Genomic DNA, 17105 nt, shown 5'->3' with positions numbered 1-17105 from the left:
AGCCCTGGAGGCAGCGATGAGCACCGTGACCGAATCCCTTTTCGCCCGCGACCTGATGACGCGTGAGGTAATCTGCGTGCCTGCCGCGATGCCCGTGGCCTCTCTGGCCCGGCTCCTGGCGGAGCGCGGCATTTCCGCCGTGCCCGTGACCGGCGGCGATGGCCGGTTGCTGGGTATCGTGACCGAACTCGACCTGATCCGCCGGCTTTCCGGCGCGGAGGAACGCCCGGGATGGCTCCACCGCCTCTTCGGCAGCCGCGACCGGGATGCCGAGCGCTATGCCCAGCTGCATGGGATGCTGGCCGAGGATGTGATGACCCGCGACCTCATCACCGTGACCGAGAACACGCCGGTGGAGCAGATCGCCCGGATTATGGAGGAGCGGGGCATCCGCCGCGTTCCGGTGCTGCGGGGTGAGAGGCTGGTCGGCATCGTCTCTCGCGCCGACCTGCTCCAGGCCCTCCTGGTTCCCCCGGCGAGCCTGGGCGAGGGCGGTTCAGAGGATGAGCGGATCCGGGAGGTGATCTGGAGGGAGATCCGCCAGCAGCCCTGGGCGGACACGATCTACACCTTCGTGGCCGTGAAGAACGGGGTGGTGGAGTTCCAGGGCTTTGCCCGGTCACAGGCCGTGCGGCGCGGCCTTCAGTCCATCGCGCATCGTGTGCCCGGCGTGCGGCAGGTGGTGGACAACATGGTGGAGGGGGTTCCTCAGAACGTCCTCTACTGAGGGCCGGGCCCGCCGGCCCCGCCCGGGCTGTTGGCAGTGCGGGGCAGGGCGGGGGCGCCATGCACCGGGCGCAACCGGTTGGCCCTGTCGGCGCGGCGCGGCGCTCACTATCTAGCGCGGGTGCAGAACGTGACCCGCCCCTCCGAGACCTCCGATTTTCTCAACCATGACCGCCCGCCGGTGCCGGATATCGTGGTGCCGCGCGCCATCATGCCCTTCCACCTGGATGGCCGCCCCGTGCGCGGCCGGCTGGTGCGGCTGGGAGACCTGGCCGAGGCGCTGATCGGCCGCCATGACCTGCCCGAGGATGTCTCGCGCCTGCTGGGCCAGGCCCTGGCGCTGACCGCCGGCCTTGCCGCCGCGCTGAAGTTTCAGGGCTCCTTCTCCCTCCAGGCGAAGGGCGACGGCCCCGTTCCCATGCTGCTGGCCGACTGCACCGATAGCGGGGAGATCCGCGGCTATGCCCGCGCCGATGGCCCGGCCAGCGGCGAGGCCGCGGCTCTGCTCGGCAAGGGGTACCTGGCCTTCACCTGCGACCAGGGCCCTGAGATGGACCGCTACCAGGGTATCGTCGCGATCGAGGGCGAAACCCTGGCGGAGATGACGGACAACTACTTCCGCACCTCGGAGCAGCTCCAGGCCTTCGTGCGCCTTTCCTGCCGCCGCACGCCGCAGGGCTGGCGCGCCACGGCCCTGATCCTGGAGCGCGTGGCCGCCGAGGGCGGCATTGACGGGCTGCGGAACGAGGAGGCCGACGAGGCCTGGAACACCGCCACCATCCTGGCCTCCACGGTGAAGGAGGAGGAGATGCTGGATGACGCGCTGGCGCCCGAGCAGCTGCTGCACCGCCTGTTCCACGCGGAGGGGCTGCAGCTGGACCGGCCACGCGCCCTTTCCTATGGCTGCCGTTGCTCCCGCGCCAAGCTGGCCGGCGTGCTGCAGGGCTTCCCCGAGGCGGACCTGGACCATATGGCCGAGCACGGGCAGATCACCATGACCTGCGAGTTCTGCAACCTGGCCTTCCGTTTCGACCGCGCGGATGTCAGGGGTGGCGCTGGCCGGGCCTGATCGGCTAACGCGGAACCCAGTCTTTGGGGATTCCGTGGAACCATGACCGGATGCAGCCTGACCAGGCGGAGCCTCGCGATCGGCATGCCGCTGCTGCTGCTGGCCTGCGGGGAGCGCGAGCTGCCGCCCGCGCCGCCGCGGCTTGATGGCTATGCCTGGCTGACGCCGCTGCGCCTGAATGTCGCGGATGTGGAGGTGGTGGAGAATACCGCCGGCTCCCGCGCCGATCCGCCCGCGCCGATCATTCCGGCGGTCGAGGTGGCGCGGATGGGGCGGGACCGGGTGGTTCCCTCCGGCACCACGAATCGCGCCCGCTTCACGGTGGAGACGGCGAGCCTGGTTCGCTCGGGCGACTCCATCGCCGTTTTGCTGCGGGCACGGCTGGACGTGCTGGACAATGAGCGCCCCGTGGCCTTCGCCGTGGCCGAGGTGCGGCGCAACCTGACCGGGGCGGGCAGCAGCGCCGCCGCGCGGGCCCGCGCGGCCGAGACGGTGATGATCCGGGCAATGGAGGACCTGAACGTGGAGTTCGAGCTCCAGGTCCGCCGGAACCTGCGCGACTGGCTGCTGGAAACCACCCCCGCCGCGCCCGTCCTGCCGCTGGACAGCCCTGGCGGGATCCAGCGGCAGGATCTCCCCCAGGGCTGATCCGCAACCCGGATACGGGCTCCCGCGCTTTTCCTCTCACCAGAGGAGACACGCCATGACCCGTATCCGCTCGCTTATGCTGCTTCCGGCCATCGCCCTTGGCGCGGGCCTTGCCGCCTGCGCACCCTATCCGGCGGATCCCTATTTCCCGCCCGGCAGCTATGGCGTGGCGCCCAGCGCGGGCTATGCCACGCCGATGCCGGCCTATGTCGGCCAGGCCCCCGTCGCCCCGGGTTACGCTGCGCCAGGCTACGCTGCGCCCGGGTATGCAGCGCCGGGCTACGCGGCCACGGTCGCCGCCGCCAATGATCCCTATTGCCGCGAGGCCTATGCGGCTGCCGCCGGCGCGCAGCAGCAGGCCGCGATCACCGGTGCCTATGCCGATGCGGCACGCGCGCAGCGCACAGCGGGCTTCTATCGCCGCGACTGCTGATCGCGGCCGACAGGGCGCCGGGGTTCCGGCGCCCTGTCCCCGCTCCTAGCCCTCGAAGGTGCCGGTGCGGCCGTTGATGATCGAGAGGAACTCGCGCCGCGTTGCGTGATCGTCGCGGAAGGCGCCCAGCATGGTGCTGGTGACCATCGTCACGCCGTGCTTGTGCACGCCGCGCGTGGTCATGCACTGATGCGCGGCCTCCACCACCACGGCCACGCCGATCGGGTCCAGCACGTCATTGATGGCGTTGGCGATCTGGGCTGTCAGCTTCTCCTGGATCTGCAGGCGCTTGGCGAAGGCATCCACCACCCGCGCCAGCTTGCTGATCCCGACCACGCGCCCGCGCGGCAGGTAGCCGACATGGGCCCGGCCGATGATGGGCACCATGTGGTGCTCGCAATGGCTCTCCAGGCGGATGTCACGCAGCACCACCATCTCGTCATAGCCCGCCACCTCCTCGAAGGAGCGCTGGAGGAGCTGCACGGGGTCGGTGCCATAGCCGACGAACAATTCCCTGTAGGACTTCGCCACGCGCTTGGGCGTGTCCAGCAGGCCTTCCCGGTCCGGATCATCGCCAGCCCAGAGCAGCAGCGTGCGGACCGCCGCCTCCGCCTCGGCCTGGGTGGGGCGTTTGTGCCCGGCCAGGTCGGCGGGGAGGGCAGCGCCGGCCTCGGCGGCGTCCTGGGTGTCTGGGCGTGAATCCGTCACGGTCATTCTTCCTCTGGTGCGCGGCCGTGCCGGTCTGTCAGGCGATTTTTGGTAGCGGCACGCCGGGGAGAAGATGGGGGCGCTGGCGGAGCAGCGGAAGCGCGGCCCCTGCCGGGCTGCTCCGCGCCTGCGGCGATCCGGGCTAGTTCACCGTGAACTGCCCATGCGGGCTGTCCAGGCTGAAGGGGGGTATCTCTGCGTCGAACCGCTCCCCCGTGGCCGGAACCACCATGTGGTAGAGGCCGCGCATGAAGCCCGAGGGCGTGGCGAGGGGAGTGCCCGACGTGTATTCGAAGGCCTCCCCTGGCTCCAGAACGGGCTGTTCCCCCACCACCCCATCACCATGCACCCGCTGCGTGCGCCCTTGGGCATCGGTGATTTCCCAGCTGCGCTTCATCAGCTGCACGGTATCGCGCCCCTCATTGGTGATCCGCACGCGATAGGCCCAGACATGGCGGCCCAGCTCCGGGTCCGACTGGTCCGCCAGGTAGTAGCTGCGCACGGTGACCCGAAGCCCGCGGGTCACCGCGGTGAAGGCGTTCGTCTCCTTGCCACTCTCGCTGCGCCGCCCGCTCATGCGCGGCGGCCGATCAGGGCCGTGGCGAGCCCCGCGCCAACGAGCATGGAGCCGCCGATGCGGTTGATCCTGCGTCGGAACCGGGGCAGGCGGACAAGGCCGGAAAGCCGCCCGGCCAATAACGCGTAGCCCAGCGCATTGGCCGCGCCGAGGGCGACGAAGCTGGCGACCAGCAGCGCGGCCTGGGGCAGGAAGGGGCGCGCGGGATCCAGGAACTGCGGCACGAAGGCGACGAAGAAGGCAATCCCCTTCGGGTTCGTGGCCGTCACGATGAAGGCCTGCAGCCCCGCCCGGCGCGGCGGCAACGGCGCGGGCGCACCCTCGACCGGCGCATGCCAGAGGCGGAGGCCGAGATAGACGAGATAGGCCGCGCCGGCCCAGCGGAGCAGGGTGAAGGCGAGCGACGAGGTAGCGAGCAGCGCGCCCAGCCCGGCGAGGGAGAGGCTGAGGGCCAGCGCATCCCCCGCCGCCACGCCGGCGACGAGCGGCAGGGTGGACCGGCGGCCGCCACCGAGCGACTGGCCGAGCACCAGAAGGATGGTGGGCCCGGGAACGACCAGCATGGCGGCGGAGGCCGCCAGGAAGGCGAGCCAGGTCTCGATATTCATCATGCCTCCCTTCCTGGCGTCGTGGCCGGGGCGGGGCAGCCTGCCACCGGCCGCGCCGCCTCGTCCACCGTCATGCCCGGGTGGGCCCGGTCAGCGCTCCGGCGCCGCCGCGCGGGCCACGTTCAGGCGACCGCCGCCCGTTCCGCGCAGACCGTCCAGCGCCTGGGCCAGATCGTCGATCAGGTCCTGCGCATCCTCAAGGCCAACGGAGAAGCGAACCGTGCCATCGGTGATGCCGAGCCGCGCGCGCTCCTCCGGCCCCACCTTCATATGCGTGGTGGTCGCGGGGTGGGTGACCATGCTACGGGCATCGCCTAGATTGTTGGAGATGTCGATCAGGCGCAGCGCGTCCAGAACCCGGAACGCCGCCTCCTTGCCGCCCTCAACGTCGAAGGTGACAAGGGAACCGCCGGCCGACATCTGCTTCTTCGCCAGTGCCTGCTGCGGATGGCTGTCCAGGAAGGGATAGAGGGTGCGCGAGACTTCCGGCCGCGTGGAGAGGAAATCCGCCAGCTTCGCGGCATTGGCGCACATGGCCGGCAGGCGCAGATGCAGCGTTTCCAGCCCCTTCAGGATCACCCATGCATTGAAGGGGGAGATGCTGGGACCGGTGTTGCGGATGAAGGGCTGCAGCACCTCGTCCACCCATTTGGCGGAACCCAGCACGGCGCCGCCGAGCACGCGGCCCTGGCCATCGAAGTGCTTGGTGGCGGAATAGACGACCACATCCGCGCCCATGCTCAGCGGCTTCTGCAGCAGGGGGGTGGCGAAGACATTGTCCACCACCACGATGGCGCCGGCCGCATGCGCCAGCTCGGCCACGGCGGGCAGGTCCACCAGCTCCAGCATCGGGTTGGAGGGGGTTTCCAGCAGCACCAGCGCGGCCGGCTTCCTGAAGGCGTCCCGCCACTGGTCGAGGTCGGTGCCGTCCACGAACACCGTCTCGATGCCGTAGCGCGGCAGCAGGGTGGAGACGATCCAGTGGCACGACCCAAACAGGGCGCGGGAGGCGACCACGCGGTCCCCGGCCTTGAGATGGGCCAGCATGGCGGAATGGACGGCGGCCATGCCGGATGCGGTCACGCGGCAGGCCTCCGCGCCTTCGAGCGCGGCGAGCTTGTTCTGCAGCGCCTCGATCGTCGGGTTGCCGAAGCGGGAATACTGGAAGTGCTGGATCTGGCCGAGGAAGGTGTCTTCCGCCTGGCCCGCGCTTTCGTACATGAAGCCGGAGGTGAGATGCAGGGCTTCCGACATCTCGTCGAAGGAGCTGCGGTTCTGGCCGCCGCGCACCAGGAGGGTGGCGGGGCGGAGCGGGATATCCGGAAGGGTCCTGGGCATCGCGGGCATTCCATCAAGTCACGGATGGCCCGGTCGGGCGGGGGCTCGCCCCCGCCACGGCCGTTTAGCGCGTTTCTTTAGGCTCGCCGCAAGCTGGCCGACAAATCGCGAGCTGGCTTCCGCCCCGGGGGCATCGCCGGCCGCAAGCTAATCCGCTGCCCCGGGACGGGCAAGGCCAGCGAGGGCTCAAGCGGCCGTGAAGGGTGCCTTGCCGCTGCGGAGGCCGGAGAAGCGCCGTTAGCACCGGGTAAGATCGCAATGCGGGCTGTGGCCGGATGCCGGTAGCGTCCTCCTTCCGGAGGCCTGAGGTGGATTGCGCAGCTTGTAGGCCTGCGCTAGGTGTTGGCGCAGAGCGCGGGCGTAGTTCAGAGGTAGAACGTCAGCTTCCCAAGCTGAATGTCGTGGGTTCGATTCCCATCGCCCGCTCCACTTCCTGCCCCTCATCAACTCCCGGGGCGCCTTCCCCGCTTCATGCAGTTTCGCACCCGTGCCGTGGTATACCCCTGGACCACGGGCCATCCGTGCAGGACACGGACGCAATTGGGCGGTGCTCGTAGCCCCGACAGCCGATGTGTATAGACGGGGCAGGATGCGCTTGGTCGGACATTGGATGAGACGCTGTAAGGGACCGAGCATGCTTCGTCGGCAGAAAAGCTCATGAGCCGCAACCGCCGGCCCGGGCCAGCGAAGAGAGGACCCGGTCCTCGCGCGGGGAACCTTGTGGCAGAGGTCGCGCGCCTGAGCCGCGAGCTGGACGAGGCACGCGCCAGGCTCGCGCAGATCGAGAAGCATGGGATCGCGAAGGTGACAGCCCAGCGGCTTGCGGCCCTTGAGGAAGGGCAGCAGGTGGCGCGCGGCCAGGCTGTTGATGCCGCCCTCGCGAAGTCGAAGGCCGAGGCCGAGCTGCGTAGCCTTCGCAAGGCCATCACGGAGGCGCCTGGCCCGCTGGGATGGCTTTTGCGGCGTGCGGCGCGGCGCCTCACGCCTGGCGCATAGCCGAACGGGAAGTTCATCCCCGGGAACGGCGGTGGCGCGGGCCTGCGGCTGGGACGGGATCGTCCGGGCGCCGGGGCCAGGATAGGCATGCCGCGGCCACGGGTGACATCCCGGGGCGCCACTCCTCAGAGGCAGACGCCGCCCTGGACGATATGAGGGCAGTTGAGAGCAGCGGGCTCCCGCAGCTAGCTGTCGGAGCGTTGCGCCACGACTCGCTCGCCGAGCGCACGCAGGACCGCAACGTGGTGCACGAGGTTGAGGTCGAGCCGGTCCACCTCCTGCTCGACCTTCTCGGAAATCTGCCGCGCCTGCGCCTGGGAAGCGTCGGTCAGGCGCGTGGCCAGCGGGTCCTGAGATGCATGAACCATTGCAAAGTGGTAGGCGAGATAACCATCCAGCCGGTCCACTTCTGACGCCGTGATTTCGGCCATGCGGGTGGTGATTCGCACCGGCATGTCGCGGAGCGCGATCTCCGACACGCTGAGCCTCTCGTTCACGGCGTTGAGGGATGCCCGGAGCTCCTCCAGCGTGCGCGCGAGGCCGGCTGAGGTCTGCTGCAGCTCTTGGAACATGGCGCTGAGCGCCAGCTGCTGTTGCTCGATGCGGTAGGTGTGCTGCTGGATATCTTGCGTGTGCTGCTGGATACCTTGCGTATGCTGCTCGACACGGTGAAGGCGTTCGATCGGGCCCAGGAGGCGAAGCGCCCGGGCCACTTGAAGGATCGCCCGCCGGAAACGACCGAGCAGCTTCCTCATGATCGAACTCCCAGAAGGTTGGCCCAGGCAGCACGCGCGGCTTCAGGGGCAAAGGGGGCGAGCAAGGCCGGTGCGGCGGCCCGGATCTCTGCGGCGAGAGTCGTGTTGCCCCCGACGAGGGCCTCGGCCTTCGCGCGCATCTCCGCCAGATCGGCGCAGCCACCGGGCAAGCCGGGGACGAGCCGATCGAGAAGGGAGCCGCGCAGATAGAGGACCGGCGCGCCGATGACCAACGCCTCGACCGGAGGATAATGCAGGTGCCGGGGCTCGCTTGAGGTGTAGGCGAAGGCCGAGCAGGAGGCGAAGAGGTTCAGCAGCTCATCGTCAGGGGGAGAGGCGATCACGGAAGGGTCGGCGACGGGGCGTGGCTGATGCCCGAAAATGCGATGTGGCACGCCTGCGAAGGTTGCCTTCGCGCCCTCGTAGATCGGCTGGTAGTACGGTGAGGCACCGATCAGGGGAATGTTGAGCAGGACGAAGCCGCCGGCCCCGTTCCAGCTATCCCGGCGAGCGTCCACCCAGCCCGGCCTGACAAGAGGAAGGGTGAAGGCGTGGCGGGCGTTGAGCGGGGGCTCGACTTCCGCAAGGAACGGATAGGCCTGGCCGAATATGTAGCGCTCGCCAGCCTGCTCGATATGATCCTCAAGGTCCGGAAGTCCCCAGGCGGAGGTCCAGTGCCGGTAATTCGCAGTCCCCTCCCGGCCGAAGCAGCGGGCGATGACACGCCCCTGGAAATGCTGGATGGCGGAGCTGAAGCACTCCGGGTAGAAGGCCGTCACGACGGCCTCGAAATGTTCATTCAGGATGGAGGTGAGCGTCGGCGTCCAGCGCCGTTCGTAGAAGGGGAACGCTTCGAGCACGGCGCGTGTCTCGGGCGGCAGGTCAAGGGCCGCGTCATCCGGGTCCTGCTCGATGGCAGTGGACCGCCCTTCCAAGCCGCGTGGCAGGACACGCGGCGTGAACACGGCGAAGCCGAGGCTGCGAAGAATCGCGACCTCATCCGGCATGAGGGTGCGATGGTTCAACGCCCATAGGACACGGCGGGTCAGGGTGCCCTCCCCAGCACGGCTTCCCATTGCCGCCGGGCGAGATCGGATGAGAACGTATCGACGATGCGGCCCTGCGTCGCGCGGATTGCTTCCGCGAGGTTACTGTCCCCGGCAAGAAGGCGCTGCGCCTTGTCACGCATCTCCGCTGTGTCCGCGCAGGCGCCCGGCAAATCCGCCCCTTCGGCCAGCGTGTCGGTCAGGCTGCCGCGCCGATAGAGCACGGGCGTTCCGACCACCATCGCCTCGATGGGGGAGTAGTGGATATGCCGCGGCTCAGCCGACGGATAGATGAAGACAGGAGCGCGGGCGTAGAGATCCAGGAGTTCCGGATCGGTGAGATAGGGCAGCACAGCCGGATCGTTCACCGGTTCGGGCTGGCGACCGAAGATCACATGGGGCAGGTCGCCGAAGTCACGCTTTATCCCGCGATAGATGTTGCCGTAGTAGCTCTGGCCACCGGCCGCCATGATCGCGGGGCACAGGAGAACAGCCTCCTTTCCGCCCCCCCGCCACGTGTTGGCAGAGGCGTAGATATAGGGAGGCAGCGGCACGGTGACGGTCATCGCGGTGCGCTGAAGCACCGGGGGCTCGATATCGGCAATGTTGGCGTAGCCCTGGGCATGGACGAGGCGAGAGCCCAATGCGTCCAGCTCGTCCAGAACGGATTTGCGAGGCCCGATCTCCGCGAACTCGGCATAGCGGCTGGGATGTTCCCGCCCGAAGGTCCGCAGCACGACTAGCCCCGGGAAATGGCGCGCTGCTTCTGAAACCGGCACGCTGTAATAGGAAAAGTGATTTATAATGACGTCGAAATAACGGCCTGCGACATGCCGCACGGTACTTGACCAGGAACGCTCATAAAAATCCTGGCTGTTCAATACATCGAGCGCTTCCTTTGGGATTGTCAGGCTGCTGTCGTATTCGCGCGTGACCAGGGCGCTCCGAAAGCCTGGATCATGCGACGGAACGATTTTTGGGCAGAATACCTCCCACCCGAGTTCCATGAGCATGGGGACTTCGGCTGGCATGAGCGTGCGGTGATTCACAATGTAGAGCAGCCTTCGCGGCCGATCTGTCACTTCCACCATGTCCCGCGCTCCTCAGAGCAGCGCAGGTGCCTTCCGCAATTCACCGTGTCAAGCGACCGCGGCCCGGGCTGCGCTGCCGGTGTGGCCTGGAAATGCCGTCGTGCAGGTCTCGTGAGAGGCGACCCAGGACCGCCAGACCGACTGGCCGGAACGCGCCCGCCGACCCCTTCCTGGAGCGGCCTTTTTCCCATGTGGGGACAGGCAACTCAGCCGCCTGGCCCTGCGAAGGCCACCGACTTCACCAGCGCCCAGATTCGCTGTCCCGGATGGAGGCCAAGCCGGGCCGCCGCATCGGCGGTGATCCGGGCGAGCAGCAGCGCCTCTCCGATCCGCAATCGCAGCACCGCCTCCAGCGCGCCCATAGGCTCGATGGCCTCCAGCGTGGCGGGCAGGATGTTCTGCACGGAAAGGCCGCGTGGCTCCTCCGTGGCAACAGCGACATCACGCGCGCGCACCCGCACGCGGATGGGTGTGCCGGGCGCGCCATCCTGCAACGGCACGCGGAGCTCCCCTCCGGCGAAGCCGAGCCGGGTAAGCCCGCGCGCCGGGTCATGCCCCAGGACCACGCAGGCGAGCAGCGCGCCCGCATCCCGCCGCGTGGCGAGAAGGGGCAGGTCGGTCCGGGCAGCCAGCTCTTCCACTGGCCCCGAGGCGAGGACGCGCCCGGCCTGGAGAAGCACGAGGTGATCCGCAAGCCGGTCCACCTCGTCCAGCGCATGGGTGACATAGAGCATGGGCAGCCGGAACCGGTCCCGCACACGGGCGAGATAGGGCAGCACCTCGGCACGGCGCGCGGCGTCCAGCGCGGCCAGGGGCTCGTCCATCAGCAGGATGCGGGGGCGGGAGAGCAGGGCGCGGCCGAGCGCGACGCGCTGCTTCTCCCCGCCCGAAAGTGCCGCGGGGCGGCGGGCGAGGAGGTGGCCGATCCCGAGAAGGGCGGTGATCTCTTCCAACCCCGGACCTTCCGCCCCGCGCGGGGCACGGCGCAGCCCGTAGCGGAGGTTCGTTTCCACCGAGAGATGCGGGAAGAGCCGCGCATCCTGGAAGACCACCCCGCAGCGCCGGCGCTCTGGCGGAGCGGCGATCCGGGCGGCGGTGTCCAGCAGTACGGCACCATCCAGGGCGAGCCGCCCCTCATCCGGGTGCAGCAGCCCTGCCACGGCCGCGAGCAGGGTGGACTTCCCGCAGCCGGATGGGCCGAAGACGGCTGTCACCCCCGGGGATGGCGCCTGGAACGCGATGTCCAGGGTAAAGCCGGGGAAGCGATGCCGGATGGCGGCGTCGAGCATCAGCGCGCCGGGCGGCCGAGGAACCCGGCCAGGCGCTTGCCGGCCAAATCCGCGAGAAGGAGCCCTGCCACGGCCAGTGCGAAGGAGATGGCGGCCAGCCGCGCCGCCACAGCCTCGCCGCCCGGGGTCTGGGTGGCGGCGTAAATTGCCAGGGGCAGGGTCTGGGTTTCGCCGGGGATGTTGGAGGCGAAGGTGATGACCGCCCCGAATTCCCCCAGCCCCGCCGCGAAGGCGGTGATCGCGCCGGAGAGGATGCCGGGCGCGATCAGCGGCAGGGTGATGGTGGCGAAGCGGTCGATCGGCCCCGCCCCCAGGGTGCGCGCCGCCGCCTCCAGCCCGGGATCGACGGCATCCAGGCTGAGGCGCACGGCCCGCACGATCAGGGGGAAGGACATGACGGCGGTGGCCAGGGAGGCGCCCGAGGTCGTGAAGACCAGGCGCATGCCGAACCACTCGTCCAGCAGCGAGCCCACCGGCCCGCGGACGCCGAAGGTGACCAGGAGCAGCCAGCCCACAACGACGGGCGGCAGCACCAGGGGCAGGTGCACCAGTGCATCCAGCAGCGCGCGCCCCGGGAAGCGCCCGCGCGCCAGTAGCCAGGCCATCAGGACCGCAGGCGGCAGCCCGAAGACCACGGAGCGCAGGGCGACGGAAAGGCTGAGGCGCACGGCGCCCCATTCCTCCGGGGTGAGCACTATTCGGCGCGCAAGGTGAAGCCGAGGCGCCGATAGGTCCCGGCTGCCCCGGGACCGGTCGCGAAGCCGAGGAAGGCGCGCGCATGCCCGTTCGCCGCTGCGCGCCGGGTGAGGGCGAAGGGATAGCGGATGGCGGGATGGCTCCCCCCCGGGAAGGTCCCGATGACCCGCACCTGGTCGGAGGCCGCGGCATCGGTGGCATAGACGATGCCGAGCGGCGCCTCCCCTCGCTCCACCAGCAGCAGGGCGGAGCGGACATTGTCGGCCCGCGCGATGCGGGACGCGAGGCTGCCCCACTGCCCCATCCAGGTGAGGGCGGCCTGGGCATAGCGGCCGGCCGGCACATGGGCGGGATCTCCCGTGGCGAGCCGGCCGGAGGGACCGAGCAGCGCGGCGAGGTCTGTTCCAGGGGTAAGCGGCACTGGAGCCTGCGCCGCACCGGCCGGCGCGATCAGCACGAGCGCGTTCCCGACCGGGCTCACGCGTGTCTCGCCCAGGATGAGGCCGCGCTGCGCGGCATAGTCCATCCAGGCCTCGTCGGCCGAGGCGAAGATATCGGCCGGCGCCCCCTGCTCCATCTGGCGTGCAAGGGCAGAGGAGGCCGCGAAGGAGAAGCGCGGCACGGGGTTGCCGTCTGCACGCCAGGCCTCGCCGAGCGCGCGCATCGCATCGGCCAGGCTGGCCGCGGCGAACACGATCGGGCCTTCCTGTCCCGGGGTGGCGGCGATGGTGGGGCGCGCCAGCGGGGCGGCGAGCCCGGCGAGCACGGCGCGAAGGAGCAGGCGACGCATGGACCGCATCCACCGTTGTTCCCGATTGGATATATCGGTGCGGCCGCGGCGGAGCAATCGTGGCGCCGGGATGGGAAAGGAGCGGGATCGGGAAGCCTGGCCCGCCATGGCCGTGCTGCGCGCCGCGCACGGGGGGGCAAGCCCAGGGCGGCACGGGACCTCCCCTTGTTGCTGCTCCGCGGCCTCATTGGCGCAGTGCTGATCGTCCGCCTTTTTATGTTTGGCCTGACTTCGGGATCTGGACCTGCGGTCCGCTCCGGGCGATGACGCGGGCCCGTTGATTGGCGGTGGATCCTGGCGCTGCCTCCGCCGATGTTGCGGGAGCTGACGGGCAAGCCGAAGATCGGCTTGGCCGAGCAACCCTTCCATGGCGGCGTGGCCGGTCCGGCCTGCCGAGGTGACATGACCGGATCCAGCAGCGTGCAGCCCGATCTTCCTGCGACCGGGCGGCTCATGGGGGCCACCTTCGCCAGCCTGCCCAATCCGCCGGGCCTGTCCATGCGAGGGGCGGCGCGGTTCGAGGTCCGGGCGGTGGGAAGCGGCGCCGTACCCGCCTTTTGCTTCCTCACCCGACGCTGCGGCAGGTCGCAGAACCGGGGCGCGGGCTTCGATTTTTTCCGTCCGGTGCACTGAATCGTGGCGAAGGCGCCGCTGCGCGCGCTCCCATCGGTGGATCGTGTTCTCGGGCTGGCGGCGGCAGCGGCACTGGTGGAGCGCTTCGGGCGGAGCGAGGCAGTGGACGCCATCCGCGCGGCCCTGGCCGAGGCCCGTGCGGCCGGCGGTGCCTTGCCAGGCGCCGCGGACGTGGCGGCCATGGCGCGGGACGCGCTGGAGCGGCGCCACCGCGACGCGCTCCGGCCCCTGTTCAACCTCACCGGTACGGTGCTGCACACCAATCTCGGCCGGGCGCTTCTGGCCGAGGCGGCCATCGAGGCAGCCGTCGCGGCCATGCGGGATGCGGCCGCCCTGGAGTTCGACCTGGAGACGGGGCGGCGCGGGGAGCGCGACGGCCATCTCCGGGAAATCCTCTGCGAACTGACCGGGGCGGAGGACGCCACCCTCGTCAACAACAACGCTGCCGCGGTGCTGATCGCGCTCAATACGCTGGGCCAGGGACGCGAAGCGATCGTGTCCCGCGGGGAGCTGATCGAGATCGGCGGCGCCTTCCGCATGCCGGACATCATGGCGCGCGCCGGGGTGAGGCTGGTGGAGGTGGGCACCACCAACCGCACCCATCCCGGGGATTACCGCACCGCCCTTGGCCCGGAGACGGGGCTGGTGCTGAAGGTCCACACCTCCAACTACCGGATCGAGGGCTTCACCGCGGAAGTGGCCGGCGCCGCGCTGGCGGCCATCGCCCGTGAAGGCGGGGTGCCCCTGCTGAACGACCTCGGCTCCGGAACGCTGCTCAATCTGTCGCGCTGGGGGCTGAAAAGGGAGCCGACGGTGCGAGAGGCGGTGGAGGAGGGGGCCGATCTTGTCACCTTCTCCGGGGACAAGTTGCTGGGCGGGCCGCAGGCCGGCTTCATCGTTGGCCGGAAGGATCTCATCGCGGCGATCAACCGCAACCCGATGAAGCGCGCCCTGCGGGTGGATAAGGTGCGCATCGCCGCCCTGGCCGCGACGCTGAAGCTCTACCGTGACCCGGACCGGCTGGCGAAGCGGCTGCCCACCCTTGCGTTGCTGTCCCGCAAGGTGGTGGAGATCGAGGCGCTGGCGCGGCGGGTGGAGCCGCATCTGGCCGCCGCGCTGCCCGCCGGCTTCGGGGTGGCCCTGTGCGAGTGCCGCAGCCAGATCGGGTCCGGGGCCTTGCCGCTGGACACCTTGCCCAGCGCCGGCCTTCGCATCACCGCCCCGCGTGGGCGGGATCTTGATGCCCTGTCCGCTGCCTTCCGGGCCTTGCCGCGCCCGGTGATCGGGTATGTGCGCGATGGCGCGCTGGTGCTGGACCTGCGCTGCCTGACTGACGAGGCGGGCTTCATCGCCAACCTCTCCGCCCTGAGGGCCCCTCATGGGCTGGCCTGACCACGACCGGTGCCCCGCCCCGCCGCCGGGGCGGATGGCGGAGGCCATGGCCGCCGCCCGCGAACCCTGGAAGCCGTGGAGTGGGGAGGGGCTGGCGATGGCGCCCGGCCCGGCCGGGGCGCGGCGGGTCGCAATGAAGGCAGGCGAGGCAGGCATCGCCTCCGCCATGACATGTTTGGAAGCGCTTTATCGCCCCGCAATGGGCGTGGAGCAGCGTGTGGCCGAGGCGGCGCACTGGTGGTGGGTGGCGGCGGGGCAGGGCGATGCCGATGGGCAGGCCGGGCCGGACGCCGCGCGTCGCGCCGGCGCCGGGCCGGGGCGTGGCCCCGTGCAGGCCGCCTTCCCGGCGGAGCGGATGGCAGGGGCAGCGCGGCGATCAGTGCGACCCCGGCCGGGGTTGGCCGCATGATCATCGGCACCGCCGGCCATGCCGGCCATGGCAAGACCGCGCTCGTGAAGGCTCTTACCGGCGTGGACACGGACCGGCTGAAGGAGGAGAAGGCGCGCGCGATCACCGTGGATCTCGGCTTTGCCTATCTCGGCCAAGGTGAGCAGCGCATGGGCTTCGTGGACGTGCCGGGGCATGAGCGCTTCGCGCACACCATGCTGGCCGGGGCCACAGGCATCGATTTCGCGCTGCTGGTCGTTGCCGCCGACGAGGGCGTGATGCCCCAGACCCGCGAGCATCTGGCAATCCTCGACCTGCTCGGCATCGGGCGGGGGATCGTGGCGCTGAACAAGTCCGACCTGGCCGTTGCGGAGCGCCGCGAGGCCGTGGCGGGCGAGATCCGGGCGGCGCTGGCCGGCACGGCCCTGGCTGGGGCGCCGATCCTGGCTGTTTCCGCCCGAACCGGCGAAGGGATCGAGGCGCTGAAGGCGGCGCTCGACAAAGCCCAGGCCGGGACGCCGCCGCCGGATCGGCGCGGGGCCTTCCGGCTCTCGGTGGACCGCAGCTTCGACCTCCCCGGCGCAGGCACGGTGGTCACGGGCATGGTGCGGTCCGGTGCCGTTGCGGTGGGCGACCAGGTGCTGGTCAGCCCGCGGGGCATCCCGGCGCGGGTGCAGTCCATCCATGCCCAGAACCGCCCGGCCGAACGCGGCCTGGCCGGGCAGCGCTGTGCGCTGAGCCTGGCGGGCGAGGAGATCAGCAAGGAGGCCATCTCGCGCGGGGACATGGTGCTGGACCCCGCGCTGCATGCGCCGGCCGACCGGATCGATGCCGAGCTCCGCGTGCTGGCAGGCGAACCCCGGCCGATCGACGACTGGTTCCCCGCGCGGCTGCACCATGCGAGCGCGGAGCTGGGCGTGCGGCTGGTGCCGCTGGAGGAGGGGATTGCGCCAGGAGGCCGGGGCCGGGTGCAGCTGGTGCTGGAACGCCCCATCGCGGCTGCCATCGGTGACCGCTTCATCCTCCGCGATGTCTCGGCGCAGCGGACCATCGGGGGCGGGCGTTTCCTCGATATCCGGGCACCGGCCCGCAAGCGGCGCACGCCGGAGCGCCTGGCCCAGCTGGAGGCGCTGTCCGAAGCCTCCCCGGCGCGGGCCTTCGCCCGGCTGCTGGAGGTGCCTCCTTATTGGGTGGAGGTTACCGGCTTCACCCGCGACCACGCCCTGACGGCCGAGGAAGGAAGAAGCATCCTGCAGGCGGCGGAGGCCGTGGTGCTGGAAGCCGGCGGGCTGCGACATGCCCTTTCCGAAAGGTGCTGGGCGGCGTTCCGTGAGGGACTGCTCGGGACGATTGCGCGGCTCTATGAGGAGAGCCCGGACCAGCAGGGCGTCGGGCGCGAGCGGCTGCGCATGCTCGTCGAGCCCCGGCTGCCCGCCGCCGCTTTCCGGGCGGCGCTGGAGCGGGAGGCGCGGGCGGGCAACCTGGTGCTGGAAGGCGCCTTCCTGCGCCTGCCTGGCCAGGAGTTGCGGCTGGAGCCGGCTGACGAGGCGCTATACGCGCGTATCGCGCCGCTGCTGGGGGCGGAGGCGCGGTTCCGGCCGCCCCGCGTGCGGGACTTCGCCCACCTCCTCGATCACCCGGAAGCGGATCTGCGGCGTCTGCTGCGCGCCTGCGCCCGGCTGGGCCGCGTGGACCAGATCGCCCAGGACCACTTTTTCCTGCGCGCCACCACGGCCGAGATGGTGGCCATCGCCCGGGATGTGCAGAGCGCCGCGGCGGATGGCTGGATCACGGCCGCTGCCTTCCGGGACCGGATGGACAACGGGCGCAAGGTGGCCATCCAGATCCTAGACTTCTTCGACAGGCATGGTGTCACCTTGCGGCAGGGCGACCTGCGGCGCATCAATCCGCACCGGGCGGAC

General features: G+C 70.3%; 17 protein-coding genes, 1 tRNA gene, 1 pseudogene and 1 riboswitch. Of the genes and pseudogenes, 9 read left to right on the top strand and 10 right to left on the bottom strand.

The genetic code is table 11. The features are described from left to right. The first annotated feature begins 16 nt into the window (after window positions 1-16). The 4 genes from J8J14_RS19875 to J8J14_RS19860 all read left to right on the top strand — a co-directional run bounded on the left by J8J14_RS19875 (window position 17) and on the right by J8J14_RS19860 (window position 2876). The gene (locus J8J14_RS19875) at window positions 17-727 is read left to right on the top strand and encodes a CBS domain-containing protein (protein ID WP_209381293.1); all 711 of its coding nucleotides are present in this window, start codon (window positions 17-19) and stop codon (window positions 725-727) included. A gap of 120 nt (window positions 728-847) precedes the next feature. Further along, a complete protein-coding gene (gene hslO, locus J8J14_RS19870; protein WP_342452497.1) occupies window positions 848-1795 on the top strand; it encodes an Hsp33 family molecular chaperone HslO in 948 nt (315 codons plus the stop codon). A 42-nt stretch (window positions 1796-1837) separates the two neighbouring features. Further along, a complete protein-coding gene (locus J8J14_RS19865; RefSeq protein WP_209381292.1) occupies window positions 1838-2443 on the top strand; it encodes a hypothetical protein in 606 nt (201 codons plus the stop codon). Window positions 2444-2498: 55 nt separating this feature from the next. Beyond that, window positions 2499-2876: a hypothetical protein gene (locus tag J8J14_RS19860; RefSeq protein ID WP_209381291.1), complete on the top strand. Its 378-nt coding sequence runs from the start codon at window positions 2499-2501 to the stop codon at window positions 2874-2876. Window positions 2877-2921: 45 nt separating this feature from the next. On the opposite strand, the gene folE is transcribed toward J8J14_RS19860, so the two are convergent. The 4 genes from folE to metZ form a co-directional block, all read right to left on the bottom strand. Next, the gene (gene folE, locus J8J14_RS19855; RefSeq protein ID WP_245215998.1) at window positions 2922-3521 is read right to left on the bottom strand and encodes a GTP cyclohydrolase I FolE; all 600 of its coding nucleotides are present in this window, start codon (window positions 3519-3521) and stop codon (window positions 2922-2924) included. A 205-nt stretch (window positions 3522-3726) separates the two neighbouring features. Beyond that, window positions 3727-4161 (bottom strand): Co2+/Mg2+ efflux protein ApaG, encoded by a 435-nt coding sequence (apaG, locus tag J8J14_RS19850; RefSeq protein ID WP_209381289.1) that lies wholly within the window; start codon window positions 4159-4161, stop codon window positions 3727-3729. Next, window positions 4158-4772, bottom strand: a complete 615-nt coding sequence (locus tag J8J14_RS19845) for a LysE family translocator (protein ID WP_342452496.1) — start codon at window positions 4770-4772, stop codon at window positions 4158-4160. The genes apaG and J8J14_RS19845 overlap by 4 nt, the downstream gene beginning before the upstream one ends. 87 nt (window positions 4773-4859) lie before the next feature. Beyond that, window positions 4860-6107: an O-succinylhomoserine sulfhydrylase gene (gene metZ, locus J8J14_RS19840; RefSeq protein ID WP_209381288.1), complete on the bottom strand. Its 1248-nt coding sequence runs from the start codon at window positions 6105-6107 to the stop codon at window positions 4860-4862. Between the two features lie 44 nt (window positions 6108-6151). After that, window positions 6152-6229: riboswitch (SAM riboswitch) on the bottom strand. 232 nt (window positions 6230-6461) lie between these two features. On the opposite strand from metZ, the gene J8J14_RS19835 reads away from it, so the two are divergent. Then, window positions 6462-6536: transfer RNA gene (locus J8J14_RS19835), tRNA-Gly, on the top strand. Between the two features lie 291 nt (window positions 6537-6827). Then, window positions 6828-7103: a hypothetical protein gene (locus J8J14_RS19830; protein WP_209381287.1), complete on the top strand. Its 276-nt coding sequence runs from the start codon at window positions 6828-6830 to the stop codon at window positions 7101-7103. Between the two features lie 185 nt (window positions 7104-7288). On the opposite strand, the gene J8J14_RS19825 is transcribed toward J8J14_RS19830, so the two are convergent. From J8J14_RS19825 to modA, 6 genes are all read right to left on the bottom strand, one after another. Continuing rightward, entirely contained in the window at window positions 7289-7858 is a 570-nt protein-coding gene (locus tag J8J14_RS19825; protein ID WP_209381286.1) for a hypothetical protein, read from the bottom strand. Then, complete coding sequence (locus tag J8J14_RS19820; RefSeq protein WP_209381285.1) at window positions 7855-8883, bottom strand: hypothetical protein; 1029 nt, start codon at window positions 8881-8883, stop codon at window positions 7855-7857. Before J8J14_RS19820 ends, J8J14_RS19825 begins: the two co-directional genes overlap by 4 nt. Before the next feature lie 20 nt (window positions 8884-8903). Continuing rightward, a complete protein-coding gene (locus J8J14_RS19815; RefSeq protein WP_209381284.1) occupies window positions 8904-9995 on the bottom strand; it encodes a glycosyltransferase in 1092 nt (363 codons plus the stop codon). 206 nt (window positions 9996-10201) lie between these two features. Next, on the bottom strand, window positions 10202-11284 hold the full coding sequence (modC, locus tag J8J14_RS19810; protein WP_209381283.1) for a molybdenum ABC transporter ATP-binding protein: 1083 nt from the start codon (window positions 11282-11284) through the stop codon (window positions 10202-10204). Continuing rightward, window positions 11284-11979: a molybdate ABC transporter permease subunit gene (gene modB / locus J8J14_RS19805; protein WP_456307530.1), complete on the bottom strand. Its 696-nt coding sequence runs from the start codon at window positions 11977-11979 to the stop codon at window positions 11284-11286. The genes modC and modB overlap by 1 nt, the downstream gene beginning before the upstream one ends. Beyond that, entirely contained in the window at window positions 11979-12770 is a 792-nt protein-coding gene (modA, locus tag J8J14_RS19800; RefSeq protein WP_209381282.1) for a molybdate ABC transporter substrate-binding protein, read from the bottom strand. Before modA ends, modB begins: the two co-directional genes overlap by 1 nt. A gap of 312 nt (window positions 12771-13082) precedes the next feature. Here modA and J8J14_RS19795 point away from each other — a divergent pair, with 312 nt between their 5' ends. The 3 genes and pseudogenes from J8J14_RS19795 to selB all read left to right on the top strand — a co-directional run. After that, window positions 13083-13403 (top strand): hypothetical protein, encoded by a 321-nt coding sequence (locus J8J14_RS19795; RefSeq protein ID WP_209381281.1) that lies wholly within the window; start codon window positions 13083-13085, stop codon window positions 13401-13403. A gap of 3 nt (window positions 13404-13406) precedes the next feature. Beyond that, the gene (gene selA, locus J8J14_RS19790; RefSeq protein ID WP_342452495.1) at window positions 13407-14795 is read left to right on the top strand and encodes an L-seryl-tRNA(Sec) selenium transferase; all 1389 of its coding nucleotides are present in this window, start codon (window positions 13407-13409) and stop codon (window positions 14793-14795) included. Between the two features lie 171 nt (window positions 14796-14966). Then, window positions 14967-17072: pseudogene (selB, locus tag J8J14_RS19785) on the top strand (selenocysteine-specific translation elongation factor); the annotation flags it as partial. Window positions 17073-17105: the final 33 nt, after the last annotated feature.

The sequence above is a fragment of the Pararoseomonas baculiformis genome, from assembly GCF_017813395.1.
GTDB classification, from domain to species: Bacteria; Pseudomonadota; Alphaproteobacteria; order Acetobacterales; family Acetobacteraceae; genus Roseomonas; species Roseomonas baculiformis.
Note: the sequence above shows the minus strand (reverse complement) of the source record. Positions and strands in the feature narration are given on the sequence as shown.

Excerpts from the sequence above, each read along its gene's own strand:
- J8J14_RS19845 (WP_342452496.1), bottom strand. The coding sequence starts at position 4,772 with ATGATGAATATCGAGACCTGGCTCGCCTTCCTGGCGGCCTCCGCCGCC.
- apaG (WP_209381289.1), bottom strand. The coding sequence starts at position 4,161 with ATGAGCGGGCGGCGCAGCGAGAGTGGCAAGGAGACGAACGCCTTCACC.
- J8J14_RS19865 (WP_209381292.1), top strand. The coding sequence starts at position 1,838 with ATGACCGGATGCAGCCTGACCAGGCGGAGCCTCGCGATCGGCATGCCG.
- J8J14_RS19875 (WP_209381293.1), top strand. The coding sequence starts at position 17 with ATGAGCACCGTGACCGAATCCCTTTTCGCCCGCGACCTGATGACGCGT.
- modA (WP_209381282.1), bottom strand. The coding sequence starts at position 12,770 with ATGCGTCGCCTGCTCCTTCGCGCCGTGCTCGCCGGGCTCGCCGCCCCG.
- J8J14_RS19815 (WP_209381284.1), bottom strand. The coding sequence starts at position 9,995 with ATGGTGGAAGTGACAGATCGGCCGCGAAGGCTGCTCTACATTGTGAAT.
- J8J14_RS19825 (WP_209381286.1), bottom strand. The coding sequence starts at position 7,858 with ATGAGGAAGCTGCTCGGTCGTTTCCGGCGGGCGATCCTTCAAGTGGCC.
- J8J14_RS19860 (WP_209381291.1), top strand. The coding sequence starts at position 2,499 with ATGACCCGTATCCGCTCGCTTATGCTGCTTCCGGCCATCGCCCTTGGC.
- metZ (WP_209381288.1), bottom strand. The coding sequence starts at position 6,107 with ATGCCCAGGACCCTTCCGGATATCCCGCTCCGCCCCGCCACCCTCCTG.
- J8J14_RS19795 (WP_209381281.1), top strand. The coding sequence starts at position 13,083 with ATGTTGCGGGAGCTGACGGGCAAGCCGAAGATCGGCTTGGCCGAGCAA.
- modC (WP_209381283.1), bottom strand. The coding sequence starts at position 11,284 with ATGCTCGACGCCGCCATCCGGCATCGCTTCCCCGGCTTTACCCTGGAC.